Origin of the sequence: Actinoplanes cyaneus (assembly GCF_016862095.1) — a bacterium.
Lineage (GTDB): Bacteria > Actinomycetota > Actinomycetes > Mycobacteriales > Micromonosporaceae > Actinoplanes > Actinoplanes cyaneus.
In genome coordinates this window covers 1-25,365 of record NZ_BOMH01000003.1, presented here as the reverse complement: position 1 = coordinate 25,365, position 25,365 = coordinate 1, and the positions used below count along the sequence as shown (strand labels likewise).

The 25,365-nt window shown below is 71.3% G+C and carries 26 protein-coding genes; 12 read left to right on the top strand and 14 right to left on the bottom strand.

Features of this window, described 5'->3' with window-relative positions:
• Window positions 1–88: 88 nt before the first annotated feature.
• From Acy02nite_RS02635 to Acy02nite_RS02600, 8 genes are all read right to left on the bottom strand, one after another.
• Entirely contained in the window at window positions 89–718 is a 630-nt protein-coding gene (locus Acy02nite_RS02635; RefSeq protein ID WP_203738143.1) for an SRPBCC family protein, read from the bottom strand.
• Window positions 715–1,074, bottom strand: a complete 360-nt coding sequence (locus Acy02nite_RS02630; RefSeq protein ID WP_203738142.1) for an ArsR/SmtB family transcription factor — start codon at window positions 1,072–1,074, stop codon at window positions 715–717. Before Acy02nite_RS02630 ends, Acy02nite_RS02635 begins: the two co-directional genes overlap by 4 nt.
• Window positions 1,075–1,328: 254 nt before the next feature.
• Window positions 1,329–2,795, bottom strand: a complete 1,467-nt coding sequence (locus Acy02nite_RS02625; protein WP_203738141.1) for a cellulase family glycosylhydrolase — start codon at window positions 2,793–2,795, stop codon at window positions 1,329–1,331.
• Window positions 2,796–2,890: 95 nt separating this feature from the next.
• Window positions 2,891–3,337: a hypothetical protein gene (locus Acy02nite_RS02620; RefSeq protein WP_203738140.1), complete on the bottom strand. Its 447-nt coding sequence runs from the start codon at window positions 3,335–3,337 to the stop codon at window positions 2,891–2,893.
• 47 nt (window positions 3,338–3,384) lie between these two features.
• The gene (locus tag Acy02nite_RS02615) at window positions 3,385–4,404 is read right to left on the bottom strand and encodes an ABC transporter ATP-binding protein (RefSeq protein WP_203738139.1); all 1,020 of its coding nucleotides are present in this window, start codon (window positions 4,402–4,404) and stop codon (window positions 3,385–3,387) included.
• Complete coding sequence (locus tag Acy02nite_RS02610) at window positions 4,401–5,192, bottom strand: ABC transporter permease (RefSeq protein ID WP_239174110.1); 792 nt, start codon at window positions 5,190–5,192, stop codon at window positions 4,401–4,403. The genes Acy02nite_RS02615 and Acy02nite_RS02610 overlap by 4 nt, the downstream gene beginning before the upstream one ends.
• The gene (locus Acy02nite_RS02605; protein WP_203738138.1) at window positions 5,180–6,082 is read right to left on the bottom strand and encodes an ABC transporter permease; all 903 of its coding nucleotides are present in this window, start codon (window positions 6,080–6,082) and stop codon (window positions 5,180–5,182) included. The genes Acy02nite_RS02610 and Acy02nite_RS02605 overlap by 13 nt, the downstream gene beginning before the upstream one ends.
• Window positions 6,075–7,202, bottom strand: coding sequence for an ABC transporter substrate-binding protein (locus Acy02nite_RS02600; RefSeq protein ID WP_239174108.1), 1,128 nt, complete (start codon window positions 7,200–7,202; stop codon window positions 6,075–6,077). Before Acy02nite_RS02600 ends, Acy02nite_RS02605 begins: the two co-directional genes overlap by 8 nt.
• 238 nt (window positions 7,203–7,440) lie before the next feature.
• Between Acy02nite_RS02600 and Acy02nite_RS02595 the strand changes: the two genes are divergently transcribed.
• Window positions 7,441–8,373, top strand: a complete 933-nt coding sequence (locus Acy02nite_RS02595; RefSeq protein WP_203738137.1) for a hypothetical protein — start codon at window positions 7,441–7,443, stop codon at window positions 8,371–8,373.
• 47 nt (window positions 8,374–8,420) lie between these two features.
• Complete coding sequence (locus Acy02nite_RS02590) at window positions 8,421–8,954, top strand: GNAT family N-acetyltransferase (RefSeq protein WP_203738136.1); 534 nt, start codon at window positions 8,421–8,423, stop codon at window positions 8,952–8,954.
• On the opposite strand, the gene Acy02nite_RS02585 is transcribed toward Acy02nite_RS02590, so the two are convergent.
• Window positions 8,946–9,356: an SRPBCC family protein gene (locus Acy02nite_RS02585; protein WP_203738135.1), complete on the bottom strand. Its 411-nt coding sequence runs from the start codon at window positions 9,354–9,356 to the stop codon at window positions 8,946–8,948. The genes Acy02nite_RS02590 and Acy02nite_RS02585 overlap by 9 nt on opposite strands.
• A gap of 140 nt (window positions 9,357–9,496) precedes the next feature.
• On the opposite strand from Acy02nite_RS02585, the gene Acy02nite_RS02580 reads away from it, so the two are divergent.
• From Acy02nite_RS02580 to Acy02nite_RS02565, 4 genes are all read left to right on the top strand, one after another.
• Window positions 9,497–10,054, top strand: coding sequence for a hypothetical protein (locus Acy02nite_RS02580; protein ID WP_203738134.1), 558 nt, complete (start codon window positions 9,497–9,499; stop codon window positions 10,052–10,054).
• Between the two features lie 437 nt (window positions 10,055–10,491).
• A complete protein-coding gene (locus Acy02nite_RS02575; RefSeq protein WP_203738133.1) occupies window positions 10,492–10,992 on the top strand; it encodes an RNA polymerase sigma factor in 501 nt (166 codons plus the stop codon).
• The gene (locus Acy02nite_RS02570) at window positions 10,985–11,503 is read left to right on the top strand and encodes a hypothetical protein (protein ID WP_203738132.1); all 519 of its coding nucleotides are present in this window, start codon (window positions 10,985–10,987) and stop codon (window positions 11,501–11,503) included. Before Acy02nite_RS02575 ends, Acy02nite_RS02570 begins: the two co-directional genes overlap by 8 nt.
• A gap of 294 nt (window positions 11,504–11,797) precedes the next feature.
• Window positions 11,798–12,733 carry a helix-turn-helix domain-containing protein gene (locus Acy02nite_RS02565; RefSeq protein ID WP_203738131.1) on the top strand — a complete coding sequence of 312 codons (936 nt, stop codon included), beginning with the start codon at window positions 11,798–11,800 and terminating at the stop codon, window positions 12,731–12,733.
• Between the two features lie 72 nt (window positions 12,734–12,805).
• On the opposite strand, the gene Acy02nite_RS02560 is transcribed toward Acy02nite_RS02565, so the two are convergent.
• Window positions 12,806–13,606, bottom strand: coding sequence for a class I SAM-dependent methyltransferase (locus Acy02nite_RS02560; protein WP_203738130.1), 801 nt, complete (start codon window positions 13,604–13,606; stop codon window positions 12,806–12,808).
• A 138-nt stretch (window positions 13,607–13,744) separates the two neighbouring features.
• Here Acy02nite_RS02560 and Acy02nite_RS02555 point away from each other — a divergent pair, with 138 nt between their 5' ends.
• Window positions 13,745–14,770, top strand: a complete 1,026-nt coding sequence (locus Acy02nite_RS02555) for an FUSC family protein (protein ID WP_203738129.1) — start codon at window positions 13,745–13,747, stop codon at window positions 14,768–14,770.
• A 25-nt stretch (window positions 14,771–14,795) separates the two neighbouring features.
• On the opposite strand, the gene Acy02nite_RS02550 is transcribed toward Acy02nite_RS02555, so the two are convergent.
• Window positions 14,796–16,322: a M28 family metallopeptidase gene (locus tag Acy02nite_RS02550; RefSeq protein WP_203738128.1), complete on the bottom strand. Its 1,527-nt coding sequence runs from the start codon at window positions 16,320–16,322 to the stop codon at window positions 14,796–14,798.
• Window positions 16,323–16,491: 169 nt separating this feature from the next.
• Between Acy02nite_RS02550 and Acy02nite_RS02545 the strand changes: the two genes are divergently transcribed.
• Entirely contained in the window at window positions 16,492–17,937 is a 1,446-nt protein-coding gene (locus Acy02nite_RS02545; protein ID WP_203738127.1) for an ATP-binding protein, read from the top strand.
• Here Acy02nite_RS02545 and Acy02nite_RS02540 read toward each other — a convergent pair.
• Genes Acy02nite_RS02540 through Acy02nite_RS02530 form a run of 3 tightly spaced genes read right to left on the bottom strand, consistent with a single transcriptional unit; the run spans window position 17,902 to window position 22,324 of the window.
• A complete protein-coding gene (locus tag Acy02nite_RS02540; protein WP_239174106.1) occupies window positions 17,902–20,145 on the bottom strand; it encodes a putative bifunctional diguanylate cyclase/phosphodiesterase in 2,244 nt (747 codons plus the stop codon). The two genes, Acy02nite_RS02545 and Acy02nite_RS02540, sit on opposite strands and share 36 nt — an antisense overlap.
• Window positions 20,146–20,175: 30 nt before the next feature.
• The gene (locus Acy02nite_RS02535) at window positions 20,176–21,783 is read right to left on the bottom strand and encodes an acyl-CoA dehydrogenase family protein (protein ID WP_203738126.1); all 1,608 of its coding nucleotides are present in this window, start codon (window positions 21,781–21,783) and stop codon (window positions 20,176–20,178) included.
• 43 nt (window positions 21,784–21,826) lie between these two features.
• Window positions 21,827–22,324, bottom strand: coding sequence for a MarR family winged helix-turn-helix transcriptional regulator (locus tag Acy02nite_RS02530; protein WP_203738125.1), 498 nt, complete (start codon window positions 22,322–22,324; stop codon window positions 21,827–21,829).
• Between the two features lie 142 nt (window positions 22,325–22,466).
• Between Acy02nite_RS02530 and Acy02nite_RS02525 the strand changes: the two genes are divergently transcribed.
• The 4 genes from Acy02nite_RS02525 (at window position 22,467) to Acy02nite_RS02510 (ending at window position 24,930) form a co-directional block, all read left to right on the top strand.
• On the top strand, window positions 22,467–23,099 hold the full coding sequence (locus tag Acy02nite_RS02525; RefSeq protein ID WP_203738124.1) for an FMN-dependent NADH-azoreductase: 633 nt from the start codon (window positions 22,467–22,469) through the stop codon (window positions 23,097–23,099).
• A 61-nt stretch (window positions 23,100–23,160) separates the two neighbouring features.
• Window positions 23,161–23,895 carry a phosphatase PAP2 family protein gene (locus Acy02nite_RS02520; RefSeq protein ID WP_203738123.1) on the top strand — a complete coding sequence of 245 codons (735 nt, stop codon included), beginning with the start codon at window positions 23,161–23,163 and terminating at the stop codon, window positions 23,893–23,895.
• On the top strand, window positions 23,879–24,607 hold the full coding sequence (locus Acy02nite_RS02515) for a phosphatase PAP2 family protein (RefSeq protein ID WP_239174104.1): 729 nt from the start codon (window positions 23,879–23,881) through the stop codon (window positions 24,605–24,607). Before Acy02nite_RS02520 ends, Acy02nite_RS02515 begins: the two co-directional genes overlap by 17 nt.
• Complete coding sequence (locus Acy02nite_RS02510; RefSeq protein WP_239174102.1) at window positions 24,604–24,930, top strand: RidA family protein; 327 nt, start codon at window positions 24,604–24,606, stop codon at window positions 24,928–24,930. Before Acy02nite_RS02515 ends, Acy02nite_RS02510 begins: the two co-directional genes overlap by 4 nt.
• The last annotated feature ends 435 nt before the right edge of the window (window positions 24,931–25,365 follow it).

Below are 25,365 nucleotides of genomic sequence, written 5' to 3'. Positions count from 1 at the left end.
GCCCGGCGGGCGGGAGCGCGCTGCGGACCGTGCCCACCGGTGAGGTCGGGCGGGTCACGGGCGGCGCCCACCCCGTACGCGCAAGAATCTAGGACCCGGTGTAAGCGGCGTACGTCGCGGCAGCGCGCTTCTCCGCCTCGGCCGGCGCGGTCCCCGCGGCGATGTCGGCCGCGGCCCACGCCGAGCTGCTCAACTCGAGGAAGCGTTTCCCCTCGTCGGACACCATCCACGCCATGATCGCGTCGTTGTCGCGCGGCGCCTCGGGCGCGGCGAGGTGCATGGCGAGGCCGAGGAGGCCGGAGTCCCAGCCGACGCCGACGGCACCGGGGCCGAACTGGTCCCAGTGGTCGTCGACGTGCGCGGTGTGTTCCAGCAGGAAGCGGGTGCGGCCGTCGCCCTCGGGGGTGAGGCGCACCTCGATCCAGCTGATGCCGCCGCCGAACTCCCAGGTCGCGGCGAACGAGCGCGGCTTGTCGCAGGCGGTGATCGTGCCACCGGCGTTGCCCTCGAACTGGTACTTCCCGCCCTCGCGCAGCTCACCGGAGATCGGCAGGAACCAGCGCTCGATGCGGTCGGCGACGGTCACGACGTCCCACATGTCGTCGATGTCGGTGTCGTAGACCTGGCTGATGGTCAGCACCCGGGCCTCGCCGGCCTCCAGGGTCGTGTCGCCGAGGGTGCGCTGCACGCTGCTGATCTGCTCGGTCACGTCGATCATCGATGCTCCTTCACGTCGTCGGGCGCGGCCAGCCGCCGCAGTCGTTTGCCGCGGGCGACCTCGGTGGCCATCGCGGTGAGGTGCGGCGTCCAGAATCGCCGGAATCGGCTCAGCCACTCGTCGGCCTGGCGCAGCGCGGTGTCGTCGACCGCGTAGAGCCGCCGCGCTCCGGCCGGCCGGACGGTGGCGAAACCGTTGTCCCGCAGCACCCGCAGATGCTGCGACACGGCCGGTTGCGAGATGCCGAACTCGGCGCGGATCACCTCGGTCACGGCGCCGGACGTCTGCTCACCGTCGGCGAGCAGCTCCAGGATCCGGCGCCGCACCGGGTCGCCGAGCACGTCGAACGCATGCACAAACAGCACCCTATCAGAAGAGACTTATATAAGAACCTACTTAGAGAAGCCGCGACGTCCGCCGCCGGTCCCGGAAGCGATACGGCGCGAGGCCCGGCTGGTTCTCATGGTCGTTATGAGGGATGAACAACGACCATGAGAACCAGCCGGCAACAGCGCGCCGCGGCGGTGAGCCTGACCCGCCGGAGCCCGAGGCGGGCCGGGGTGTAGGGCCCCGGCCCGCCTCCTACATGACCCGCGCAGGGGAGGGCGGGTCAGAAGTCGTCGGCGGTCCGGATTCGGGAGCGGATGAGCTGGCCGGACTCGGTGAGCCCGCCCGTGCCCGAGAACGTCCCGGCGGCGCACGCGCCCGGCTTGAGGATCGAGCTGCCCTCGCTCTTGTCCGCGAAGTTCCAGTTGGCGTAGCTGATCTTCAACCGGTCCAGCAGATCGAGCCAGGTGTTCGTGCTCGCGGTGTCGACCGCCCCGTCCCCGCTGGCGCTGACCGTGCCGAACTCGGTGACGAACAGTGGCAGCGACGCGGCGGCCTTCGAGACCTCGGCCCGGTAGTTGTCCTTGTGCGACGCCGCGTAGAAGTGGAACGCGTACATGATGTTCGACGCGTTCACCGGGTTGCTGACGATCTCGGCGGACGACGAGCCCTCGGAGACGCCCAGCGACGACCAGCCACGGGTGCCGACGATCACGATGCCGTCCGGGTCGTTCGCGCGGATGACCGGGATGACCTGCTCGGCGTAGCTCTTGATGCTCGCCCAGGAGACGCCGTTCGGCTCGTTCGCGATCTCGTAGATGACGTTCTTCTTGGTCGCGTTGCGGGCGGCCACCTTGGCGAAGAACTCCTTGGCCCGGGCGAGGTTGTAGTTCGGGTCACCGGGGTTGAGGAGGTGGAAGTCGATCAGGGCGTACATCCCGCGCGCCTCGGCCTGGTCCACCAGGCTGTTGACCTTGCTGGTCATGCCGGTCGGGTCGGATTCGTACCCGCCCTCCTGGACGTACATCGCGATCCGGAACAGGTCGGCGTTCCAGTCGGTGGCCAGCGCGTCGAGCGCCGAGCCGGTGTAGCAGCTCGGGAACCAGTGGATGCCGTGACTGCTCACGCCGCGCAACTGGATCTTCTTGCCGGCCGCGTTGCACAGGTTCGTCCCGCACACCTTGAGCTGCCCGTTGATCGCCAGCGGCGTGCTGCCCGCGGAGGTGGCGGTCGGTCGGGGCGAGGCCGAGGTGGTGGTCGCGGAGGGAGAAGTCGCGGACGGAGAAGCAGAAGGCTTGGGGGAGGCCGACGTGGCCGGAGAAGGGGAGGCCGGGGAAGAAGGGGCTGTCGACCCGGTGAGCCCCGTGCAGGCCTGCCCGTTGACCGTGCACGACGTGGGCCGCCCGGTCCCGTTCACCACGAAGCCGAAGCCGGCCGACGCCCCACCGGCGATCGTCGCGTTCCACCCGGCCGGCGTGAACGTGAACGTCTGCCCGGCGCTCGCGAGCGTCGCGTTCCAGGCCTGTCCTACAGTGGAACCGGCCGGGAGGGTCAGCTCGACCTTCCAGGTGCTGATCGAGGAGGACGAGGGGTTGCTGATCGTCACCTCACCCTGGTATCCCGAGCTCCACGAGTTGGTCACCGTGAACGAGGCGGCCTCCGCGCTGGCCGGCAGGGCGAAGAACGCCACTGTGGAAACGGTGGCGACGGCGAACGCCGAGGCCAGAATGAGTTTCAGACTACGCTTCAACGCTTCGTCACCTTTGGGGGAAGGTCATGGGAGCGCTCCCATGCGGGGTGACGACTGTAACTCGCTCTCAGATACGTGTAAACATCGCCCCCGGATCAATCACATCGCCACGGCCGGCGCGGTCGTGGCTGGTGAACGGGGGCGGGAACGGCGGCGGTCGCCGCGGCGAGGGCGGCGGCGGCCACAGTGGCGTCCTTGAGGTCGGCGGGGTCCCGGGTCACCTGGTGGCGCAGCAGCAGCGACTGCCACTGCCGCCGCCAGGCCCGTACGGCCAGCTCGGTCCCGGGGTCGGCGACGAGCACCATGCACCCGGCAGCGTCCACCAGCGCATCCCAGTCGGCGAGGTCCCCGGAGGCCTCGGCGCGCTCCTGGAGCAGGTCGAAGAGAACTCCCCAGCCGATGACCAGGTCGGGGTGACCCGCCGGGGCCTCGTGCAACAGCCGGTAGATCTCGTCAATGGCGTGCTGGAGGCCCCGGGGGTGACCCGAGTCCGCCGTGAACGCCACGACGAGGGCCGTGTGGATGAACTCCTCGCCGTCCATAAGCAAACGGTAGACGTGGATACGCCCGGGTCAAGCCCTATGTAGATTCATTCCGTCGCGACCGGGACCGGACGCAGCTCCAGGCGCACCGCGGTGCCCGGGGTCAGGTCGGGCAACTCGCCTCCGGACACCTGGGCGACCACCAGTTGATCACCGACGGTGACCGTGACCCGGCTCGTCGGGCCGAGGAAGCTGGCCGTCAGCACACGCCCCGGACCGTCCGGATCAGGCACGACGCCGACCGACTCGGGCCGGACCAGCGCCGTGGCGGCCCCACCCGGGTGCGGTGCGACCAGCGGGAGCCTGCTGCCCAGCACCTCGATCCGATCGCCGTCGACAGTGCCGGGCAGCCGGTTGCTCAGACCGACGAAATCGGCCACGAACGCGGTCGCCGGGCGCAGATAGACCTCGGCCGGAGCGGCGAGCTGCTCCAATCTGCCGGCCTTCATCACGCCGACCCGGTCCGCGACGGCGAGCGCCTCCTCCTGGTCGTGCGTGACGAACAGGGTGGTCGTGCCGACGTCGGTCTGGATCCGGCGGATCTCGTCGCGCAGCTGCACCCGCACCTTGGCGTCCAGGGCGGAGAGCGGCTCGTCGAGCAGGAGCACTGTGGGCTCGATCGCCAGGGCCCGGGCCAGTGCGACCCGCTGCTGCTGGCCGCCGGAGAGCTGATCGGCGTACCGGTTCGCGTGCGTCGAGAGCCCGACCAGGTCGAGCATCTCCCGGGCGCGCCCGGCCGCTTTCCTGCGACCACGCAGGCGCAGGCCGAACTCGACGTTCTGCAGCGCGGTCAGGTGCGGGAACAGGCTGTACGCCTGGAACACCATGCCCATGTCCCGCTTGTTGGCCGGCAGCCGGGTGACGTCCTTGCCGTCGACCAGGACCTGCCCGGAGTCCGACTCCTCCAACCCGGCGAGCACCCGCAGCGCGGTGGTCTTGCCGCAGCCGGACGGGCCCAGCAGCGCGATGAACTCGCCCGGCGCGATCCGCAGATCCAGGTCGTCGAGGGCGTGCACACTGCCGAACGTACGGCGGAGGCCTTTGAGGTGGACGGCTACGCCGCTCATTTCTTCGCCCTTCGAGAGGAACCGGCCAGGGAGAGCAACAGGAGCAGGACGAACGCGAGCAGCAGCGCGGTCAGCGAGACCGCGACCGACACGGTGGCGCTGCTCTTGCCCAGGAACTCGATGGCGACCTGCAGGTTCGTGCGGTGCAGCAGCGACGCGACGGTGAACTCGCCGAGCACCAGCGCCACGGTCAGGAACGCCGCGGAGAGCACCGCCGAGCGGATGTTCGGCAGCACCACCCGCCACATCACCGTGAGCCAGCCCGCGCCGAGACCGCGGGCGGCCTCCGCGAGGGTCGTCACGTCGATGGCCGACAGTCCCGCGTCGATCGCGCGATAGGCATAGGGCAGGACCAGGATGGTGTACGCGAACACGAGCGTCAGTGCGGACCCGCCGACCAGGTAGTTGACCCACGCGTACACCGGCGCGAGCCCGACCACCAGCACGATCGCCGGGATGGTCAGTGGCAGCAGGCACAGGAACTCGACGAGCCGGCGGATCCGCGGCAGCCGCAGCCGCACCCAGATCGCCGTCGGCACCAGCAGCACCAGCATCAGCAGCGCGGTGAGCGCGGCCTGTTCCAGCGACGCGACGATGCCCTCGGCCAGGGCCGGGTACGTCTCGTCGAGCCGCGACCAGTTCGCCAGCAACGACCAGGTGCCCGGCGTACGGGTGCTGAACTCGACCATGGCCGCCATCGGCAGCGCGAAGAAGACGCCGAGCACGACCAGCACGGCCCAGCGGAAGGCGCGCTGCCTGCGCGCTCGGCGGGCGATCACCCCAGCCACTTCGACGTCCTCTTCTGCAGCAGGGAGTAGAGCGTCATCACGATCGCGACGACGACGACCATGCCGAGCGCCATGGCCTTGCCGACGTTCGCCTGACCCAGCACCACCTCGCTGGTCAGCGCACCCCGGATCTGCAACGGGATGATCGGGCTGCCCTGGCTGACCAGGGCGGCCGCTGTCGCGTACGCGGAGAAGGCGTTGGCGAAGAGCAGCAGCGCGGAGCCGAGGAAGGCCGGGGCGAGCAGCGGGCCGGCCACCCGGGTCCAGTACTCCCGGGTGGTGCCGCCGAGGCTCTCGGTCGCCTCCCGCCACTGCGGGCGGAGGCCGTCGAGCGCGGGCAGGAACACGATCACCATCAGCGGGATCTGGAAGTACGTGTAGACCAGCACCAGCCCGGGCAGCTCGAACAGCCACACGCCGTTCTCGAAGATGTTCACCCCGGTGTGGTCCTGCAACCACACCGTCACGAAACCGGAGAGACCGATGGTCGCCAGGAACGCGAACGCCAGCGTGACGCCGCCGAACTGGGCGAGCACGCCGGAGAGGGCGGTCACCACGCGACGCAGGAGGCCATCGGGCCTGGCGGTGCTCACGGCGTACGCCAGCAGGCCTCCCAGAACCGCGCCGAAGAGCGCGCTGAGAGCGGAGAGCACCACCGATCGGCCGAAGGCCGCGAGGATGTACGCGTCACCGAGGGCACCGAGGTTGTCCAGGGTGAAGCCGTGGCCGCCGTCGCCGGTGAACGCCCCGATCGCGACCACCAGGGTGGGGATGATCAGGAAGATCGTCACGTAGGCGAAGAACGGGACCGTGCCGAGCAGGGAGGCGGCGCCCCGCAGGCGTGCCCCGGAGGACACGCGCCGCGGGGCGGTTCCGGCGATCTCAGCCAACAGTCTTGGCCCAGTTCGCGGTCAGGTAGTCCTTCGCCTTCTTGGTCTGCTCCTCGGTCGGGAAGACCGGGGTGCCGGAGACCGCGGGCAGCGCCGCGAAAGCGGTCTTGTCGATCGCGCCGGCCTTGTTCATGGCCTCGGCGCGGACCGGGCGGGCGCCACCGGAGAGCCACAGGTTCTGGCCCTCGTCGGAGAAGAGGAACTCCTCCCACAGGCGCGCGGCGGCCGGGTGCGGGGCGCCCTTGTTGATCGCCTGGTTGTAGTACGAGCCGAGCACGGCGTTCGCCGGGACGACGACCTTCCAGGTCGGGACCTTGGCGGTCTGCGCGGCGTTCAGGTAGTCCCAGTCGAAGACGACCGGGGTCTGGCCGGACTGGATGGTCGCGTCGGTCGGGTCGACCGGGAGGAAGTTGCCGGCCTTCTTCAGCTGGCCGAAGAAGTCGACGCCCTTCGCGATGTCCTCGGCGGTGCCGCCCTGCGCGATCGAGACGGCCTGCACGGCGCCGAACGCGGAACCGGCCTGGGTCGGGTCGCCGTTGAGCGCGACCTTGCCCTTGTACTCGGGCTTCAGCAGGTCGGCCACGCTCGTGGGTGCGGGGACCTTGGCGCTGTCGTACCCGATCGACATGTAGCCGCCGTAGTCGTTCACGTAGAGACCGGTGGCCTCCTTCTGCCCGTCGGCGATGTCGCCCCACGTGGCGACCTTGTACGGGGCGAACTTCGCGGTGTTCGCGGTGGCCACCGAGCCGCCGAGGTCGAACACGTCCGGCGCAGTGTCCTGACCCTTGAGCTGGTCCGCGGCGTTGATCTCGTCCTGGCTGGAGCCGTCCGGCTGCGCGGAGTTCACCTTGATGCCGTACTTGTCGCCGAACGCCTTGATGATCTCGCCGTAGTTCGCCCACGTCGGCGGGAGCGCGATCACGTTCAGCGCACCCTCCTTCTTGGCCGCGGCGACCAGTGCGTCCATGCCACCCAGGTCCTGGGCGCTGGTCGCGGTGGCGGCACCGGATCCGCCGCTCCCGGCGTCGTCCGACTTCTTCTCGGGCGGCGAGCAGGCGGCGACCGCGGTCATGGTGACGGCCGCCACGGCGACGGCGACCGAGCGATGGAGCGTACGCACTGTGTTCCTCCTTCTGCGGCGCCGTGACCGGCCCACGCTGGTGGATCATGGGCAGGCTTGGTGGAGGGAAGGCGTACGGAGCAAGGCCGCGCGGCGACATTTCCGCAGCTCCACGTTCCCCGCCGGGAGGGCGCGATCACATGATCGAAGCCGGTCGCTGAGCGTGCATTCCGCTCGATCGATCGGTCGTCCATACTGAGATCGCTCGGGCGTACGTGTGACACGGGGAAACAACAATATGAATCAGCATGACGACAGCGATCCTCTGGCGAGTCTCGAGGACTGGGCCCGCAAGACCGAGCGCAAGGTGCGGCGTCAGCGGCGTCTCGGCGGCTTCGCGGCGAAACTCCGGTACGTCGTCATGGCCGGGGTCGCCGTGGCGCTGATCGTGGCCGCGATCCCGCTGATCCGCTCGGTGTGGCCGGAGGGGAAGACGGCCGCCGCGCCCGCCCCCACGATCGACGGCGTGACCGCGACGACGTCGGCCAGTGCGAAGCCGACCGGCCCGTTCGACGGAACCGCGGCCGCGAGCTATCCGATCGGGACGCAGGGCATCACGCTGCCGAAGGCCACCGCGGTCACCGGGTTCACCGCGGTCGAGGTCGGCGCGGCGCTGAAGAGGGTGCGCGACGCACTGGTGGCGGGGCGGCTCGACCAGGACATGACCGTGGACCACCGGCCGGACGATTTCCTCGCGCTGCTGGCGCCGTCCTCCCGCACCGAGGTGTCGAAGTGGTTCGCGTCGGGCGATTTCGGCAGCGTGGCGACCTGGATCGACCCCAAGGTCAAGCTGGACCCGGCCAACCAGCCGCGCGTCAGCGGGCGGATCACGTACAAGTCGGTGGTCGACGACGGCATCCACACCCTGCGGGTGACCACGAACTTCGTCTGGGTGTACGCGTTCCAGGGCGAATTCCTCGACCGGCCGCTCGCGGTGAAGCACGACGAGATCGTCTGGAACTTCCCGGCGACGAAGAATCTGCGGACTGACGACCGGGGGATGTGGGTCGGCGCCGCGAACAGCTACGGCGCCTGGCTCGATTGCGACGGGGCGCGCCGCGGCCTGCTCGCGCCCACGCCGAAGGGCGGCGGGACGGTGACGCAGACCGAGGATCAGGACTCGCTGGCGAAGCCCGACCATGCTCTTGACATCGGCGACAACTGTCACTGAACCCGCGGTTCTTCCCGTCGGGACCGTTTCCGGGTGTAATGGGAAAGATGGGTGACAGTACAGAGTGGACGGACATCCGGCGGGGCGGCCCTGACGACGTCACCGCCGTGATGGCGCTGCTCGACGGCGCGGTGGCCTGGCTCACCGCCCGTGGGCGCACCGGCCAGTGGGGCAGCGAGCCGCTCTCCGACAGCCGGCGCCTCACCACGCTCATCTCCGGAATCGCCGCCGACGGGGGCCTGCACCTCGCGGTCCGCGGCGACGCTGTCATCGGCGCCCTCGGCGTCGGCCAGCCGCCCGAGTACGTGTCGCCGGCGGCCGAGCCCGAGCTCTACATCGTGCTGCTGGTGACCGATCGGGATCACGCCGGTGAGGGCCTCGGCCGCCGGTTGCTCGCCTACGCCCGGCGGCTCGCCGTCGCGTCCGGTGCCGGCGTGATGCGCGTCGACTGCTACGGCGGAGGCGACCGGGCACTCGTCGGTTACTACGAGCGCCAGGGCTTCACCGCGACGCAGAGCTTCACCGTCCCGCAGGGCGACACCACCTGGCCCGGCCAGGTGCTGGAGCAGCGCCTAGGCTGACCGCTCCTCCAGGATCCGCTTCAGCGTCGCCAGGTCGGCGGCGACCGCCGCGGCGTCACTGTCGAACTCGTCGTCGGTCATGCCGGGCGCCCGCCGCACGGTGAAGACCACCTCCGCGCCCTCGCCGTCGGCGACCACCCGGAACGGGACGTGGACGACCACGCCGCCGGGCAGACGCACCTCGTGGTCGAGCACGCCCAGGTCGTTGCGCGCGGTGAACACCACCTCGGCGCGCCCGCCCCCACCGGGCACGTCGACGAACCAGCGTCCCTGCTCCTGCCGCACGGAGCCACCGAGGCCGGGCGCCCAGTGCGCGAGGTTGGCGGGGTCGCGGGCGTACTCGTAGACGGCCTGGGCGGGGCGCTCGATGTGCTCGGTCACGTGTCGCGATGCGGTAGCCATGACGTCGATCCTGCCACCGGGCGACGTCCGTTCCGGCACACGCGTTCGGGGCAGGCGCGGTCGCTCGTTCCGGCTCACGTGTTCCGGGCAGGCACGGTCGCCCGGTTCCCTACTCACGGGTTCGGTGCGACGATGCGCCCATGCACGTCGTGTTCGTCCGCGGGCCCACCGGAACGACCGTCGCCACCGTGCACCGCGCCGACGGGGTGTCCCTGCTGCTGCCCGGCAACGACCGCAAGTTCCGCGTCCCGCACGACCTCGCGCACTTCGCCACCGAGCGTGAGTTCGAGATCTCCGGTGGCGTCTTCGGCGCGATCGCCGCCGGCGGAGTGTTCGACACCATGCGTGTGGTCGCCGGCAAACCCCGGCACGACGCGGCCGCCCGCAGCAAGCGGATCCTCGACACGCACCGGCCCACACTCACCATGGCCGAGCTGCTGGCCGGGGTGGTCCACCGCGCGGTCGAGGACGAGGCCGCCGACCGCCTCCCGGTCCTGCTCCGCAACGCCTGGAACAGCCTCGGAACCGACCCGTTCCCGTGGACCGACGAGCACATCGGCCGGGCCGGGCGGACCCTGACCGAGCTGGCCGCCGAATGGGAGGCCCAGGGAACCGTGAAGGTGACCTGGCCGGACCACCTGGTGGCCCGGATCCCCGCGGCCCGCGGCATCAGACGAGGCCGCCGCGGCCGGACCTAGCGCATTGTCCGTGCACCATACGCCACCATCTATGCATGGCAGAGACTGAGCCGGCCTCCTGCGGCGGCGATGCGACGAGCGGGTCCGACGAGGGCCGATGATCCGGGCGCGCGCTGACGGCCATCACCGTGGTCCGTGACCTGCGCGCCGCGAGCTCGTCCAGCCCCCTACGCCCTTGGCGACCTCGCCGCGGCCGCCGGCATGTCCGTCTCCGGAGTTCGCGCCGCCACGTCGACGCCGTCGCCGAGGCCACCGGCGCCAAGCCTCGCGAGGATCCCGTCCCCCGACCCGCAGAGCAAGGGTCCGGTATCAACGGCAGGTGCATCTCCGCCCGAGGTACCTCCCACGACAGTGGCTCGACGTATGGGGTGCGTCGGTGCGGAGAGGATCCGCAAATCGGAGGGAACCAGTGAGTGTAGTGGGGGGTGATTAAAGGCATGAGCCACTCGTCCACAGCCTCGAACGCCGTCGCCGATCTCTTCCGCGACTGCTATGCCCGGCTGGTCGGCACTGTCGCACTGGCTGCGGACAGCAGGGCGGACGCCGAGGACTGCGTGCAGGAAGCGTTTTTGAAAGCGTTCGATCGGTGGGATCACGTATCGCAGCTCGAGTCACCCGAGGTCTGGGTGCGGACGGTGGCACTACGGCTGCTGTCGAACCGGCGGCGTAATGCACGCAACGGGTTGAAAGTGCTCCTTCGCCACGGGCCGCCAACAGTCGAACCGGCACCCGAGCCGGATCACGTCGACATTGCCCGCGCACTGCAGCGGATGCCGGTCGGGCAGCGGCAGGTAGTGGTCATGCATTACCTGCTCGGACTCGGCACCGACGAGATCGCCCAAGAGCTGAGGATCGCTGCTGGAACCGTGAAATCCCGGTTGAGCCGGGCACGCACTGTCCTGGGCCCCCTGCTCCGAGAGGAGAGCTTCCATGTCTGACATCAGCAAGCTGCTAGCGGCCGAGGCACAACGACTGCAACCGGCACGAGCGCCGGAGTTCGCCGAACTGCTGGCGGCGAGGGACAGGCGACGGCGCTCCGGGACGGCCGCCGGCGTAGTGGTGCTCATCGCGGCCGTGACAGGGGGTACGGCATTGATGGTTGACAACCTCGGCCCGCGGGGCCAGCAGGGCCCCGCCCGTCAGCCGGCCGTGGCCGTGCCGACGGCCAGCGTCCCGGTGTCGGGGACGTTGCACCAGGTGGGCGGGCCGGTAGGCGCCGGCCCTCGGAGCATCGCGGGAACAGTGCACTTCCAGTCCGCCGAGGGCGTTGTCGTCACCTCGGTCGACGTAGGAGCGGACGGACGGTTCAGTCTGACCGTCCCGGTCGGCACTTACCGGGTCACCGCAACGCCGGCTGGTAATCCCACCGGGCTATGCCAGGCGGAGGGCGATGTCATCGTGCCGGCCGCTGGTCTCGCCGACGTCGAGGTGAACTGTCACGTTCGATGACGGCACGGGGCCGTCGTGACGACCCGGTCGACAGGAATCCTCCGCCGAAGCAGCGGCAGCTCGTCCGCGGTGAAGGAGCAGGTCGAAGTGCCCCGTGGTCCGGGGATGGAAGGAGCGGCAGCAGGCCGAAACCGGGGAGCTCGCCCTTACCGAGCGGGCGGCGCGGGCGCGGCGGTGTGGGTGGCACGGATGAGGAGTACCGCCGTTTGGACGTTCACTCCGGTCCGAGCTGCCGGCCGGTGATCCGATTCGGGGGCTTGACTCTCCAGCGGCTGGAACGTCGAGGATTCAGCCATGGACGACGACTCCGGCCTGCTCACCATCGGCCAGCTCGCGCGCCGCACCGGCATTGACGTGCGGACCCTGCGCTTCTGGTCGGACGAGGGAGCGGTCCCGCCGGCCGGCCGGTCGGCCGGCGGATACCGGCTCTACGACGGCGCGGGTGTGGCCCGCGTCGAACTCGTCCGCACGCTGCGGGAGTTGGGCTTCGCGCTCGACGACGTGCGCCGGGTCCTCGACGGCCGGGCCACGGTGGCCGAGGTCGCCGAGGCGCATGTGGCCGCGCTGGACGCGCAGATCCGTTCCCTCAAGGTCAGCAGGGCGGTGTTGTCGACCGTGTCGAAACGTGATTCCACCGCTGAGGAGACAGCACTGATGAACCGATTGGCGCGGCTGTCGGCCGCCGAACGGATGCAGATCATCGACGATTTCAAGCTGGACGTGATGGGCGGCCTCGGACTGGAACCGCCGGTGCGGGAGAAGGTGCGCCAGTTGCGGATCGAGCTGCCCGACGATCCCACCCCTGAGCAGGTGGACGCCTGGGTGGAACTGGCCGAGCTGATCCAGGACCCGGACTTCCGCGCGCGGATGCGGGTCTTCCTGGAACTGAACACGCCCGCGCCCGGCCGGGCCAAGCCGCCCGGGTCCAACATCTGGTGGACCAGGCAGGTGGTCGAAGCCGTCGACGGCGCCCGCCGAGCCGGAGCCCGGCCGGACGGGCCCGCCGCGGCCGAGCTGGTGGCCGACCTGTTCGGCACCGCGGACCTGACCGCTGTGCTCCGCTCCCTGGATGCCGGGATCGAAGCGGACGCGGACAGGTACTTCCGGCTTGTCGCCGGTGTCCGCGGGCAGCACCGGGTGCCGGACTCCTCGGAGCACCTGCACTGGCTGGCGACGGCCCTCCGCGTTGTCGCGGCAGGAGGAGATGCGGGAACAGCCGACCAGCGGTGACCGCGACGCCGGCGCAGGACCGGACCGGCCGGCCCGAAGCGGGGGCCGACGCCGTGGACGTTCAGTGACGCCTTACCGGCGTTTCGTCGCGATGGCGAGCAGGTGGGCGCTGACGCCGACGAGGTCGGGCTCCGCGCTGTAGACGCGGGCGAGCCGGAGCGCCGCGTCGAAGACCGGGCCGGCGTCCGGGCCGGTCCGCGCCGCCTCGGCCGCCGGCCAGGCGGGACCCTCCACGCCGTGGATAACCACGTCGGTGAGGCCGGCCTCGTGGCATTCGTCGCGCAGCTCGGCGACCCGGTGGAAGTAGGCGTGCGTGAAGCCGATCGACGCGTCGTTGACGCCGTCGGTGATCAGGCGGCGGGCCTCGGCGGTCGTGCGGTCGTCGAAGCGGGCGGTCGCCGCGAAGTCGACGGGGCCGGCGAAGCGCCCGATCGCCGCGACCACGACCGGGCCGCCGGGCCGGGTCACCCGGGCCGCCTCCCGGATGGCGCGCACGCGGTCGGCACGTTCGTGCAGGTGGTAGACCGGGCCGAGCAGCAGGGTGGCGTCGTGGGAGGCGTCCGGCTCGGGCAGCTCGCGCGCGTCGCCGACCACCGCGTCGATCGGCGGCTCGCCGGCGCGGGCCTGCTCGACGTGGCTGGGCACGATGTCGACCAGGCGGACGTGGTGACCGTCATTGATCAGCTCCCGGGCGTACGCCCCGGGGCCGCCGCCGACGTCGAGGATCCGCGCCGGCGCGGCGGGCAGCAGCTCCCGCAGCAGCTCGAGGGTGCGGATCCGTTCCAGCCGTGCCTGGGGGCGGCGGTCCAGGCGGCTCGCCTCCTCGTACCGGTCCTCGTAGTAGGTCACGATCTCGGTGGTCATGTCGTCCATGCCGGAATCCTGGCGGTTGCCGGCGCCGGCGGCGACCTCTTTACGAGCTGCGTCACGTTTCCGCTGGCCGGAAGGAAGGCGCGGCAGGCGCCCGGCGGGCGGGCATATCGCGCGTACGGGATGAGGATCTTGAACTTGATGCCGCCGTCGTTGCGCGCGGCGAGCCCGGCGGCGCTCCGGGCCGGGGTGAGTGTCGCGGTTCCGCTGCTGGTCGTGCTCGTCGCGGGCCGGCCCGAGTGGTCGATGTACGCGGCGTTCGGGGCGTTCACGTCGCTCTACGGCCGTAACCTGACCGGACGGGCGCGGCTGGTGATGCAGTCGGGCGCGGCCGCCGCCCTGGTCACCACGGTGCTGCTCGGCGTGCTGATCGGCTCCCTCGAGGTCCGGAACTGGCCGGCCGTCGCGGTCGCCGGGCTGGTCGCCGCGGGTGGGACGGCGGTCGCCTCGGCGCAGCAGTGGCATCCGCCCGGTGCACTGTTCCTGACGTTCGCCTTCGGTGCGGTCGCGTCGGTCCCGCACCACGTGCGCGACGTGCCCCTCGCCGTGGGGGTGGCCCTGGCCAGTGCCGTCTTCTCGCTCCTGATCGGCAATGTCCGGTTCGGCCGGCCGCCGGGGGCCGGGCCCGTGGGGCACCGGCGGCGGACAGTGGACGTGCGGGACGCGGCCGGGCCCGTGGGGCACCGGCTGCGGGCGGTGGACGTGCGGGACGCGGCCTGGTGCGGGCTGGCGGCCGGGGTCTCCGGCGCTCTCGCCACCGCGATCGGGATCGGTCACCCCTACTGGGCGACGGTCGCGGCGGTGGCCCCGCTGAGCGTGCCCGGCCGATCCGCCCGGCTGCTGCGGGCCGCGCACCGGATCGGCGGGACTCTCGCAGGGCTGGCGGTGGCGGCCGGGGTGCTGGCGCTCGGCCTCGGCCCGTACCCGGCTGTGCTGGTCCTCGCGGTCCTGCAGGTCGGCGCGGAGCTGGTGATCGGGCGGCACTACGGGCTGGCGATGGTGTTCATCACGCCGCTGGCGCTGCTGATGAATCAGGTGGCGGCGCCGCGGCCGATCGGCCAGCTGCTGTGGGACCGCGGGGCGGAGACGGTGATCGGGGCGGCGATCGCGGGCGCGGTGATCCTGCTGGCCGCCCCGGGAAAGCGGGCCGGCCCCCGCCGGGTGTGACGGGGGCCGGGTCCGCGAACAGGGGTCAGCGGGCGAGGTGGTCGCCCTGGAACGGGAGCTTCGGCGCGGCGGCCCGGGCGGCGGCGCGCAGGCTGCCGTCCGGGTAGAAGCCGGTCTTGGTCAGGGCCAGCGTCAGCACCGCGTGCGCGGCACCGTCGCTGAGCTGGGACAGCACGGTCGGGTTGAGGTTGTTGATGTCGTCGCAGGCCTGGTGGTAGCAGGAGTCGTACGGCGCTCCGGCCACCCCGCCGTACACGGTGGCCTGTTCCGGCGTCTTCTCGCCCTCGGCGCCGCTGAAGAGGCCACCGGCCGGGATGCCGGCCTCGATGAACGGGCCGTAGTCGCTGCGCCCGTCGAACGCGGTCGGGTCGGTCGCCAGCCCCTGGTTCGCGAAGTACTTGGTGAACAGCGACTCGATCTGGTCCGAGCCGTACGGCCCGGACGCCCCGGTCGCCGACCCGTCACCGTCGTAGACGAACCGGACGTAGTTCGGCGAGCCCACCATGTCGAAGTTCAGGTTCGCGAAGATCGTGGTGAGCTCGGTGTCGGACAGGTTCGCCACGTAGTGCTCGGAGCCGAGCAGCCCGGACTCCTCGGCGCCCCAGAACGCGAAGCGCACCTTCTGCCGCGGCTTGATCTTCAGCTTGGCCAGCTGGACGGCGATCTCCAGGTTCTGGGCCGAGCCGCTGCCGTTGTCGTTGATGCCCGGCCCTTCGACGACCGAGTCCAGGTGCGAGCCGACGACGAGGACCTTGTCCGGGTTGCCGCCGGGGGAGTCCGCGATGATGTTGCTGGTGGTGGCGTTCACGTTGACCTCGGTGCTGGTCTGCACCCGCAGGGTCACGACGCCGGCCGCGGCCTGCGCGGCGAGCGCGCTGCCGTCCTCGAAGCTCAGCCCGACGACCGGGATCGCGCCCGGCCCGCCCAGGGTGCCCTGGAACAGCTCGGTCCGGCCGGGCTGGCCCTCGTTGAAGATGATCGCCGCGTCGTACCCGGCGGCAGCCGCGTTCGCGGCCTTCACCGCGAAGTCGCAGCCACCGCGCTGGATCAGGGCGATCTGCGGCGCGGTCGCCGAGGCCGGCGCGAAGTCGCCCGGGGCGCACCCCGCGGTCGAGCTCGGCTCCGGGGTCGGCGGCAGCACGTTGTTGAGCGCCGGAACCACCTGGCCGGTCACGTCACCGCTGGCCGAGTAGTCGTAGGTGACAGTGGTGTAGGCCGGCCCGGCCGGGGAGACCCGGGTGAGTTGCGCCGGCGTGAGCTCCCGGTAGAACGGGAAGGTGAACTTCTGCTCGGTGACCTTGTAACCGGCCTTCTTGAGCACGCTCGAGACGTACGCGGCGCTGGCCGCGTAGCCCGACGTGCCGGAGGCGCGGGTGCCGCCGTTCTGGGTCGCGATCCGCTGCAGGACGCGCTCGTGGCCGAGGATTCCGGCCACCGTCACGGCGTCGCGCAGTTTCTTGGTGCTGACCTCGTCCACCGCGCTCGCCTGCTGGGGAACCAGCGAGACGACGAGAGCGGCAGCGAGTGGGACGGCAAGTGTCCGTTTCCGCAACGTTCTTCCTCCACATTCGACGACTACGACGGCCGTGAGCCGCCGCCGGGGTCGCCGGCCGCGCCCACGACATCGAGGGTGATCAGCGTCCGCAGATTAGCCGAGATGAATGCCCGGGTGGAAGCGCCGCCGTGTCACTCTGGGGAAAGTCGGAAAGCGGAGGAAATCCATGCACGACGAGATTTTTGAGTACGCCGGAGCCACCGTCTCCCTGGTCGACCCGTCCACGGTCCTGGCCGCGGCGCGGGTCAACCCGGTCGAGCTGGTCCACCACGCGGACTGGCCCTCGCCGGTCCAGCGGGTCGAGGTGACCGTGTCGAGCCTGGACACCACGGCCGGCCCGATGCACGTGTTCGTCGCCCGCGTCCACGCCGGCGCCGAGCCGATGAGCACCGAGCGGATGCGCAAGCTGGTGCTGGGCCGCGACCCGATCGGCGTGCTCCTCTCGAAGCGCATCGCGGAGGGCGACCCGGTCGCGACCCGGATCGTCGACGGTGTCGGGTCGGCGGCCGCCGCGGCGTACCGCAAACTGGGTCTGGACAAGGCGGGCGGCCCGGCGCCGCACCGCGGACCGGGAGTCTTCGCGGACGCCGGCGTCGGCCTGCAGGCCGAGGTCTCCCACGAGGCGGACGGGGACGTGATCCGGCTGCGCTCCGAGGTGCCGCGCGACGAGGCGACCGCGAACCATCTGCGGGCGTTCGTGACGCTGACCCTGCAGGCGGTGACCGAGCTGACCGAGCCGGAGGCGCTGCGCGGCCGGCGCTACGTGTTCAGCCGCGAGGCGACACCGCCGCCCGCGCCGGTCACCACCCAGCAGGTCACGCTCGACATGGTCGGCGGGCTCGCGGATCTGGTCGGCGAGCTGCGCCAGATCGCCGTGTCGTTCCGGCATCCGGAGGCGATGGCGCGGTGGGGCGCCCGCCGCCCGCAGGGCATCCTGATGTACGGGCCGCCGGGCACCGGCAAGACGATGCTGTCCCGTGCGCTGGCGAACGAGATCGGCGCCGACTTCCGGGAGATCCGCACCCCGGAGATCCTGGACAAGTGGCTCGGCGGCTCGGAGCGCAACATCAAGCAGATCTTCCGGGACGCCCGGCGCTACCGGGTGCCGACGCTGATGCTCTTCGACGAGTTCGACTCGATCGTCAGCTACGCCGGGGCCGGCGGCGACGCGGCCAGCCAGGCGCTCAACGCGGTGGCCGGCATCTTCAAGCAGGAGATGAACGACCTGTTCGAGGCGAACCCGAACGTGATCGTGGTGGCGACCACGAACTTCCCGCAGCGGGTCGACGAGTCGCTGATCCGTTCCGGCCGCTTCGACATCAAGATCAGCGTGCCCCGGCCGGACGAGGTGAGCCGGGCCGAGATCTTCCGCAAGATGATCGAGGGTCTGGCCGCGGCGCACGAGCGCGGCGGCTTCCGGATGTTCGCGCCGGACCTGGACCTGCCCGCGCTCGGCGTGGCCAGCACCGGCATGACCGGTGCCGACATCAAGGAGGTGCTGCGCCGCGTCCAGATGACCAAGGCGATGCAGGAGGCCCGGACGGGCGCCGCCGACCCGATCTCCCAGCAGGAGTTGCTAGCCGCGGTACGCGACCTGCGCGGCCACGTCTGACCGCGGCGCGAACGGGTCGGCGACCGGGCGCCCGAAGTGGTAGCCCTGGGCCCGGCGGTAACCGAGGCGGTGCAGCGCCTCGGCCTGCTCGGCCGTCTCCACGCCCTCGGCGATCGCGATCAGGCCGAGGCCGCCGGTGAGCTGGATCAGCGAGGACGCGATCACCGCGTGCCGATCGGAAACGGTCACGTTGTCGATGAACGACTTGTCGACCTTGAGGATCTTCACGGGGACGGCCTGGAGGACGCCGAGCGACGAGTGGCCGGTGCCGAAGTCGTCCAGGGCGATGGCGATGCCCAGCTCGTGCAGTTCCTGGACGGCCCGGACGGCGACGCCGCCGCCGAAGACCGTGGTCTCGGTGATCTCGACGACGAGGTCGTGCGGGCTCATCCCGGTCTCGGCCAGGACCGCCGCCACCGAGTCGACGAAGCCCGGCTCGGCGAGCTGGCGCGCGGACACGTTCACGCCGACGTGGGCCGGGGCCACCCCGCGGGACTGCCACGTGCGGTACTGCTCGCACGCCGTCCGCAGGATCCACTGGCCCAGCTCGATGATCAGTCCGTTGCGCTCGGCGACCGGGATGAAGTCGGCCGGGCTGACCGGGCCGCGGTCCGGGTGCCGCCAGCGGACCAGGCTCTCCACGCCCACCACGTCACCGGCCGGCAGCGCCACGATCGGCTGGTAGACGAGGTGGAACTGGCCGGTGCTCAGGGCGGTGCGCAGGTCGGCGCCGAGACGGGCCTCCTCACCGGCCTGCGAGTCCAGCTCCGAGGCGTACCAGCGGTGGCGGCGACCGCCGGCGGCCTTCGCGGCGTACATCGCCACGTCGGCGCGGCGCAGCATCTCGTCCTGGTCGACGCACCGGTCGTCGCTGCCGGTGATGCCGATGCTGGCGCCGACCAGGAGGTCCTGGCCGCCCGCGTGCACCGGGAAGCGGATCGTCGTGTGCAACCGGTCGGCCAGCTCGTCGCACCGGTCCTGGGAGCCGGCCGGCAGCAGGACGGCGAACTCGTCGCCGCCCATCCGCGCGACCATGGCGTCGGGCGGCAGCGTGCCGGCGATCCGGTGCGCGATCACCACCAGCAGCTCGTCGCCGACCGCGTGCCCGAACCGGTCGTTGACCGCCTTGAAGCCGTTCAGGTCGAGCAGGAGCACGTGCGGCGAGCCGGCCGCCAGCGCGGTGGTGAGCTGGCGCTCGAAGCCGCGCCGGTTGGCGAGCCCGGTCAGCTCGTCGTGCATGGCCAGGTCCTCGAGCCGGCCGGCCTGCCGCTGCACCTGCTTCACGAAACCCCAGGTGCGGGCGACGACGAGCAGGAACAGCACCATGGCGCCGGTGCCGATGCCGGCCCAGGCGATCTCCGCCGGGTTCCGCACGCCCTGCAGGAAGAGCAGGCCGGGCGCGAGCAGCGTGCAGGCGGCGAGCACGGTGAGGCGGCGACCACCGACCCGGTGCGGGTCGAGGTCGGTCTGCGGCCGCTGCCGCATGCTCGGGTGAAGGGCCGAGGCACCCCAGCAGATGTACGCCATCAGGAAGCCCGAGTCCACGAAGCCACCCGTGTACTCGGCGGTGCTGGACGCCGTCGTGTAGAACAGGTCCCCGGTCAGCATGATGCACGAGCCGAGGCCGAGCAGCCGCAGGCTCGGGGTGCGGTTCTCCGGGCGGGTGAACATGCGCGCGACGGCGGCGGTCAGCAGCACGTCGCAGAGCGGGTACCCGATGGTGACGAAGCGGTCCAGCACAGGGGTGCCGTTGTCGGCCAGGGTGGGGCCGACCACGAACACCCAGTAGATCAGGCCGATCCCGGTGGAGACCACGGCCGCGTCGATCAGGCCGCCCCGATCGCGGTCCCGGTTGCCGCGGCTGAGCCGGATCATGCCGGGGACCAGCAGGAACGGGTACGCGCAGAGATACAGGGCGTCGGCCCATGACGGGTACGGGTACTCGCCGAGGCGCAGTTCGGTGATGTCGTACGTGATGTCGCCGGAGACCATCAGCGCCATGCCGGACGCGAACAGCAGCCACGGCCCGCGGTGCTCCGGCCGGTTCCGCAGGACGCCGAGGAACGCCATCAGGACCGAGGAGACCCCGATGGTGTTGACGTAGACCTTGGTCGGCGGCGTGTCGTCGGGCAGGAACGGGAAGCACAGCGCGGCGACGGCCGCCAGGACCAGCCACACCGCCCACAGCCGGGGCCGCTTGTTCCGCACGTCCTGTCATCGGTCCGGACGGGCCAGAAATTAGGCGGCGGCGCGTTCCACGATCGCCGCGGTGTCGGTTCCGGGCGGGAGGGTGCCGAACGTGTGACCCCAGTCCCCGTCGAGGCGGCTCGCGCAGAACGCGTCGGCGACGGCCGCCGGGGCGTGCCGGACGAGCAGGGACGCCTGGAGCATGAGCGCCATGCGCTCGACGAGCCTTCTCGCCCGTACCTCGAGATGGTCCTGGTCCTTGAACTGGATCTTGAGGTCCCGCACCGCGCCGGCGAGCCGCGGCGCGGAGCCGACCTCGGTGAAGAACGCCTCCAGGCTCTCCGGCGCCTTCTGGATCGCGCGCAGCACGTCGAGCGCCTGCACGTTGCCGGAGCCCTCCCAGATCGAGTTGAGCGGCGCGTCCCGGTAGAGGCGCGGCAGCCCGGAGTCCTCGACGTAGCCGTTGCCGCCGAGGCATTCGAGGGCCTCGCCGACGACGACCGGCTGCCGCTTGCAGACCCAGAACTTGCCGACCGGGATCGCCAGCCGCCGGAACGCCTGCTCGGCGGCGTCCCCCCGGACGGCCCGGTCGACCGCGCCGGCCAGCCGCATCGCGAGGACGGTCGCGGCCTCCGACTCCAGCGCGAGGTCGGCGAGCACGGCGCTCATCGCCGGCTTGGTGATCAGCGGCCCGCCGAACGCGGACCGGTGCCGCGCGTGGTGGATCGCCTGCACGAGCGCCGCGCGCATCCCGGACGCCGAGCCGATCACGCAGTCCAGGCGGGTCATCGACACCATCTCGATGATCGTCCGGACGCCCTGGCCCTCGGCGCCGACCAGCCAGGCGACGGTGTTCTCGAACTCCGGCTCGCTGGACGCGTTGCTCCGGTTGCCGAGCTTGTCCTTGAGACGCTGGATGCGGAACGTGTTGCGCTCGCCGCCCGGCAGCACCCGCGGGACCAGGAAGCACGACAGGCCGCCCGGGGCCTGCGCGAGCACCAGGAACAGGTCGCACATCGGCGCGCTGGTGAACCACTTGTGACCGGTGAGGCGCCAGGTCCCGTCCGGGCCGGGAACCGCCCTGGTCGTGTTGGCCCGGACGTCCGACCCGCCCTGCTTCTCGGTCATGCCCATGCCGGCGAGCAGCCCGGTCTTCGTGGCGGGCGTGCGCAGCCCCGGATCGTAGGAGCGGCTGGTGAGCAGCGGCTCGTGGGCCGCGGCCAGCGCGGGGTTGTTGCGCAGGGCCGGGACCACGGCGTACGTCATCGAGATCGGGCACGCGTGACCCGCCTCGGCCTGCGACCAGACGAAGAAGCCGGCGGCCCGGGCCACGTGCGCGCCCGGCCGCGGATCGGCCCACGCGGCCCCGGCCAGGCCCGCCTCGACGGCGACCCGCATCAGGGAGTGCCAGGACGGGTGGAAGTCGACCTCGTCGATCCGGTGACCGTACCGGTCATGGGTGAGCAGGCGCGGCTCGTTCCGGTTCGCCTCCTCGGCCCAGCGCTGGGTCTCCGCGCTGCCCGCACGCCGCCCCAGCTCGTGCAGGTCAGGGGCGGCCCAGCCGGCGCCCTCGCGCTCCAGCGCCGCGAGGAGCGCGGCGTCGGCGGCGACGTCGAATCCGATCAGCGGGGGCGCCTGATTGAACACCTCGTGGGTCACGCCGGAACCCTACTCCCCGGTAACCGCCGAGCGGGAGGGTCGCCTAGCACTGACCCTTGCTGTGCTCGCCCAGGCAGGGCTCGGTGCCGATCGCCTCGTTGACCCGCTCGCTGATCTGCCTGAGCTGCTTGTGCTGCGTCTTGGTGAGCGCGTCGATCAGCAGCCGGCGCACCTCGGCGACGTGCCCGGGCGCGGTGGCCACCACCTTGTCCCACCCGGCGTCGGTGAGCACCGCGAGGGTGTAGCGCCCGTCGGTCGGGTCGGGTGTGCGGTAGAGCCAACCCTTGGACTCCAGGCGGCGGGCGGTGTGCGAGAGCCGGGACAGCGAGCTGGCGCTGAACTCGGCGAGGTCGCTCATCCGGATCTTGCGGTCCGGTTTCATGGAGAGACCGGCGAGCACCTGGTACTCGAAGAACGAGAGGTCGGCGTTGCGCTGCAGGTCGGCGTCGAGTGCCGCCGGGAGCCTGACGAACATGCGGTGCAGGGCCAGCCAGGCGGCGCTCTCGTCGGCGTCCAGCCAGTGCGGCTCCTCGGTGTGCATGGCGACCACCTTAGCGTGGCGGGGCGACTTTCCGAGTGACCCATTCAACGTGAACCGTCAACTCATGCGACTTGACGGTTCAAGTCATGGGGGCCTACCTTGAGTTGACGGTTCAAGTCCGAATGCAACGGGAGCAGTACCGATGGCTATTCTTCGTATCGACGCCAGCATCCTCGGCCCGAACTCCGCGAGCAGCGCGCTCGCCGACATCGCCGAGGCCGCCTGGCTCGAGACCGCGCCGGACACCAAGATCGTCCGCCGGCACATCGGCAACGAGCCGCTGCCGTCCAACGCCTGGCAGCTGGCCGCCACCGCCGGCTGGGTCCCCGAGGCCGACCGCACCGACGCGCAGAAGCAGGCCGTCGCCCTGGCCGCCGAGCTCGCCGCCGAGCTGCGCGACGCCGACGGCGCGATCCTCGCCCTGCCGTTCTACAACTACGGCGTCTCGCAGCACGTCAAGACCTGGTTCGACCTGGCCATGGCCGGTGGCGAGAACGGCGAGAAGTACCTCGACGGCAAGCCGGTCATCGTCGTCACCACCCGCGGCGGGTCGTACGGCCCGGGCACCCCGCGCGAGGGCTGGGACCACAACACCGACTACCTCCGCCGCGTCGTCGGCGACATCTGGGGAGCCGACCTCATCGTGGTCGAGCGCGAGTTCACGCTGGTCGGCCAGAACCCGGCACTGGACCAGTTCGCCGACGTCGCTGCCGAGATGAAGGCCGCCGCCCACAAGGCCGCCGACGAGGCCGCTCGCCAGCACGCCGCCCGCTGACCCGGCGCCCGAGTCGTCCCCGCCATGCATCGTGGCGGGGACGCCGGGTATAGAGCCGCGGATGCGGCAGAACTCTCCCGGGGCACAGAACTCTCCCGGGTCACGGATCTCTCTCGGGGCCCGGATCTCTCTCGGGGTACGCACGACCCGAGCCGCCGTGGCCGCGGTGGCGTCGCTCGTGCCGTTCGGCGTGATCGCGGGGCTCGTGGTGGGCCGGGCCGGCGCGCTGCACGACTTGGACGAGCGCGTCGCCGACCGGCTGCACGAGTCGGCGTCAGCGCATCCGGGGCTGACCGACGCGATGCTGTGGTGGAGTCTGCTGCTGCATCCGAACACGTTCCGGCTCGCGGCGCTGGTGCTGGCGATCTGGCTCGCCCGGCGGCGGGAGACCATGCTCGCGTGGTGGGTGGTGGCGACGATGGCCGGCGGGGGAGTGCTCGGCGGGGTGCTGAAGCTGCTGTTCGGGGTGCACCGGCCGGACTTCCTGGACCCGGTGGCGCGGGCGACCGGCTACTCCTTCCCGTCCGGGCACGCACTGAACGCGGCCCTCGGCACCGCGGTGCTCCTGCTGGTGCTGCTGCCCCGCACCCGCGGGCGGATCACGCGCGCCGCCCTCGTCGCGGCGGGTGTGGTCGTGCCGCTGATCACGGCGTACGCGCGGGTTGTCCTCGGTGTTCACTGGATCAGTGACGTCGTGGCGGGGCTGCTGCTGGGGCTGGCCGTGCCCGCGATCACCGTGGCAGTGTTCCAAGGACGCCGCGTTCGGGTAGAGAGCGGCCGTGCCCACATTCGTTAAACAGGCGTTCACGCGCATCGTTCTCCCGGTTGCCGCGATCCTGGTGCTGATGATCGGGATCGGGCTGCTGGTCACGCACGTGTTCGAGCATGACTGGCCGTTCCGCGTCGAGGACGGCGTCAATCGGTACTTCGCCGGTCACCGGACCGGTGACGAGACCGAGGTGTCCTGGTGGTTCAGTTTCATCGGGAACACGTCGTCGGTCATCGTCGTGACCGCGGTGATGGCCGTCGTCCTCCGGCTGACCCTGCACCGCTGGCGGGAGTCGATCTTCCTGTGCCTCGTGGTGATCGCGCAGGCGCTGGTCTTCTTCTTCACCACGCTCGCCATCGACCGGCAGCGCCCGGACGTGCAGCGCCTCGACGCGTCCCCGCCCACGTCGAGCTTCCCGTCCGGGCACACCTCGGCGGCGTTCGCGCTCTACGTCGGACTCGCGGTGCTGCTGGCGTCCCTGGCCCGGCCGGGCTGGTTGAAGGCGCTGTGCTGGCTGCTCGTGCTGGTGCCGGTGGCCGTGGCGCTGGGCCGGCTCTACCGCGGCATGCACCACCCCAGCGACGTGGTGTCGTCCTTCCTCAACGGCACGCTCTGCCTGCTCGTGATGACGCGTGCGGTGCTGTCTCCCCGCAAGCCGTGGAGGGTCCGTAGGGTGGGCTCATGGTCCCCTTCGACTTCCCCGGTGAGTGTTCACCGAACGGGTACAGCAACGTCGTGACCATCGACTCGGGCGCCCGTCTGGTGTGGACGTCCGGGCAGGTCGCCGCCGGGCCGGACGGCGTGGTGCCGTCCGGCTGGGAGGAACAGACCCGCCAGGTGTTCCGCAATCTGGGCGCCGCGCTGGAGACAGCCGGGGCGAGCTGGGAGCACGTGGTGAAGCTGACGTTCTACGTGGTCGGCACCGACGAGCTGCCGGTGGTCCGGGCGGTGCGGGACGAGTTCGTGAACGTCGCCGCGCCGCCGACCAGCACCCTGATCCGGGTGGCCGGCCTGCTCCGCCCGGAGTTCCTCCTCGAGGTGGAAGCCGTCGCCGCCCTCTGACCCGCCCGGTGATCACCTCCGGCGCGATGCGTCTCGCGGTGACCGGCTGGGCCTCACGGTGGTCATCCGGCACGGATGACCACCGTGACGCCCAGCCCGGACCCGGAGTCGCGTGCCGGCCCGGACCGTGCTGGACCTCGCGCGAGGCCCGGCGGCCACCGGGCCGGGGCGGGGCACGGGGCGCGGTTGTCCGGCTGGTGCTCATGGTCGTTATTCGTGCCTCATAACGACCATGAGCACCAGCCGCGAGCGTGAGGCGCGCGGCGAGCCCGGCCCGGCGCGGACCTCGCGGGGGTTCACGCGCCGGGCGGTCGCACGACGTGAGGCGTTGCGGGGGTTCACGGGCGGGCGTTCGCCCGGGCGGGACCATTGCGCGGGTTTCTTGTGCTCTGACCGTGCCCCTCCAGGGAGGTCGCCCTGGAGGGCTTCGCGTTC

What these genes read in the sequence shown, in the direction of transcription:
- Acy02nite_RS02635 (WP_203738143.1), bottom strand. Translation starts at nt 718, where the DNA reads ATGATCGACGTGACCGAGCAGATCAGCAGCGTGCAGCGCACCCTCGGC.
- Acy02nite_RS02620 (WP_203738140.1), bottom strand. Translation starts at nt 3,337, where the DNA reads ATGGACGGCGAGGAGTTCATCCACACGGCCCTCGTCGTGGCGTTCACG.
- Acy02nite_RS02615 (WP_203738139.1), bottom strand. Translation starts at nt 4,404, where the DNA reads ATGAGCGGCGTAGCCGTCCACCTCAAAGGCCTCCGCCGTACGTTCGGC.
- Acy02nite_RS02595 (WP_203738137.1), top strand. Translation starts at nt 7,441, where the DNA reads ATGAATCAGCATGACGACAGCGATCCTCTGGCGAGTCTCGAGGACTGG.
- Acy02nite_RS02590 (WP_203738136.1), top strand. Translation starts at nt 8,421, where the DNA reads ATGGGTGACAGTACAGAGTGGACGGACATCCGGCGGGGCGGCCCTGAC.
- Acy02nite_RS02585 (WP_203738135.1), bottom strand. Translation starts at nt 9,356, where the DNA reads ATGGCTACCGCATCGCGACACGTGACCGAGCACATCGAGCGCCCCGCC.
- Acy02nite_RS02580 (WP_203738134.1), top strand. Translation starts at nt 9,497, where the DNA reads ATGCACGTCGTGTTCGTCCGCGGGCCCACCGGAACGACCGTCGCCACC.
- Acy02nite_RS02575 (WP_203738133.1), top strand. Translation starts at nt 10,492, where the DNA reads ATGAGCCACTCGTCCACAGCCTCGAACGCCGTCGCCGATCTCTTCCGC.
- Acy02nite_RS02570 (WP_203738132.1), top strand. Translation starts at nt 10,985, where the DNA reads ATGTCTGACATCAGCAAGCTGCTAGCGGCCGAGGCACAACGACTGCAA.
- Acy02nite_RS02565 (WP_203738131.1), top strand. Translation starts at nt 11,798, where the DNA reads ATGGACGACGACTCCGGCCTGCTCACCATCGGCCAGCTCGCGCGCCGC.
- Acy02nite_RS02560 (WP_203738130.1), bottom strand. Translation starts at nt 13,606, where the DNA reads ATGGACGACATGACCACCGAGATCGTGACCTACTACGAGGACCGGTAC.
- Acy02nite_RS02555 (WP_203738129.1), top strand. Translation starts at nt 13,745, where the DNA reads ATGCCGCCGTCGTTGCGCGCGGCGAGCCCGGCGGCGCTCCGGGCCGGG.
- Acy02nite_RS02545 (WP_203738127.1), top strand. Translation starts at nt 16,492, where the DNA reads ATGCACGACGAGATTTTTGAGTACGCCGGAGCCACCGTCTCCCTGGTC.
- Acy02nite_RS02530 (WP_203738125.1), bottom strand. Translation starts at nt 22,324, where the DNA reads ATGCACACCGAGGAGCCGCACTGGCTGGACGCCGACGAGAGCGCCGCC.
- Acy02nite_RS02525 (WP_203738124.1), top strand. Translation starts at nt 22,467, where the DNA reads ATGGCTATTCTTCGTATCGACGCCAGCATCCTCGGCCCGAACTCCGCG.
- Acy02nite_RS02520 (WP_203738123.1), top strand. Translation starts at nt 23,161, where the DNA reads ATGCGGCAGAACTCTCCCGGGGCACAGAACTCTCCCGGGTCACGGATC.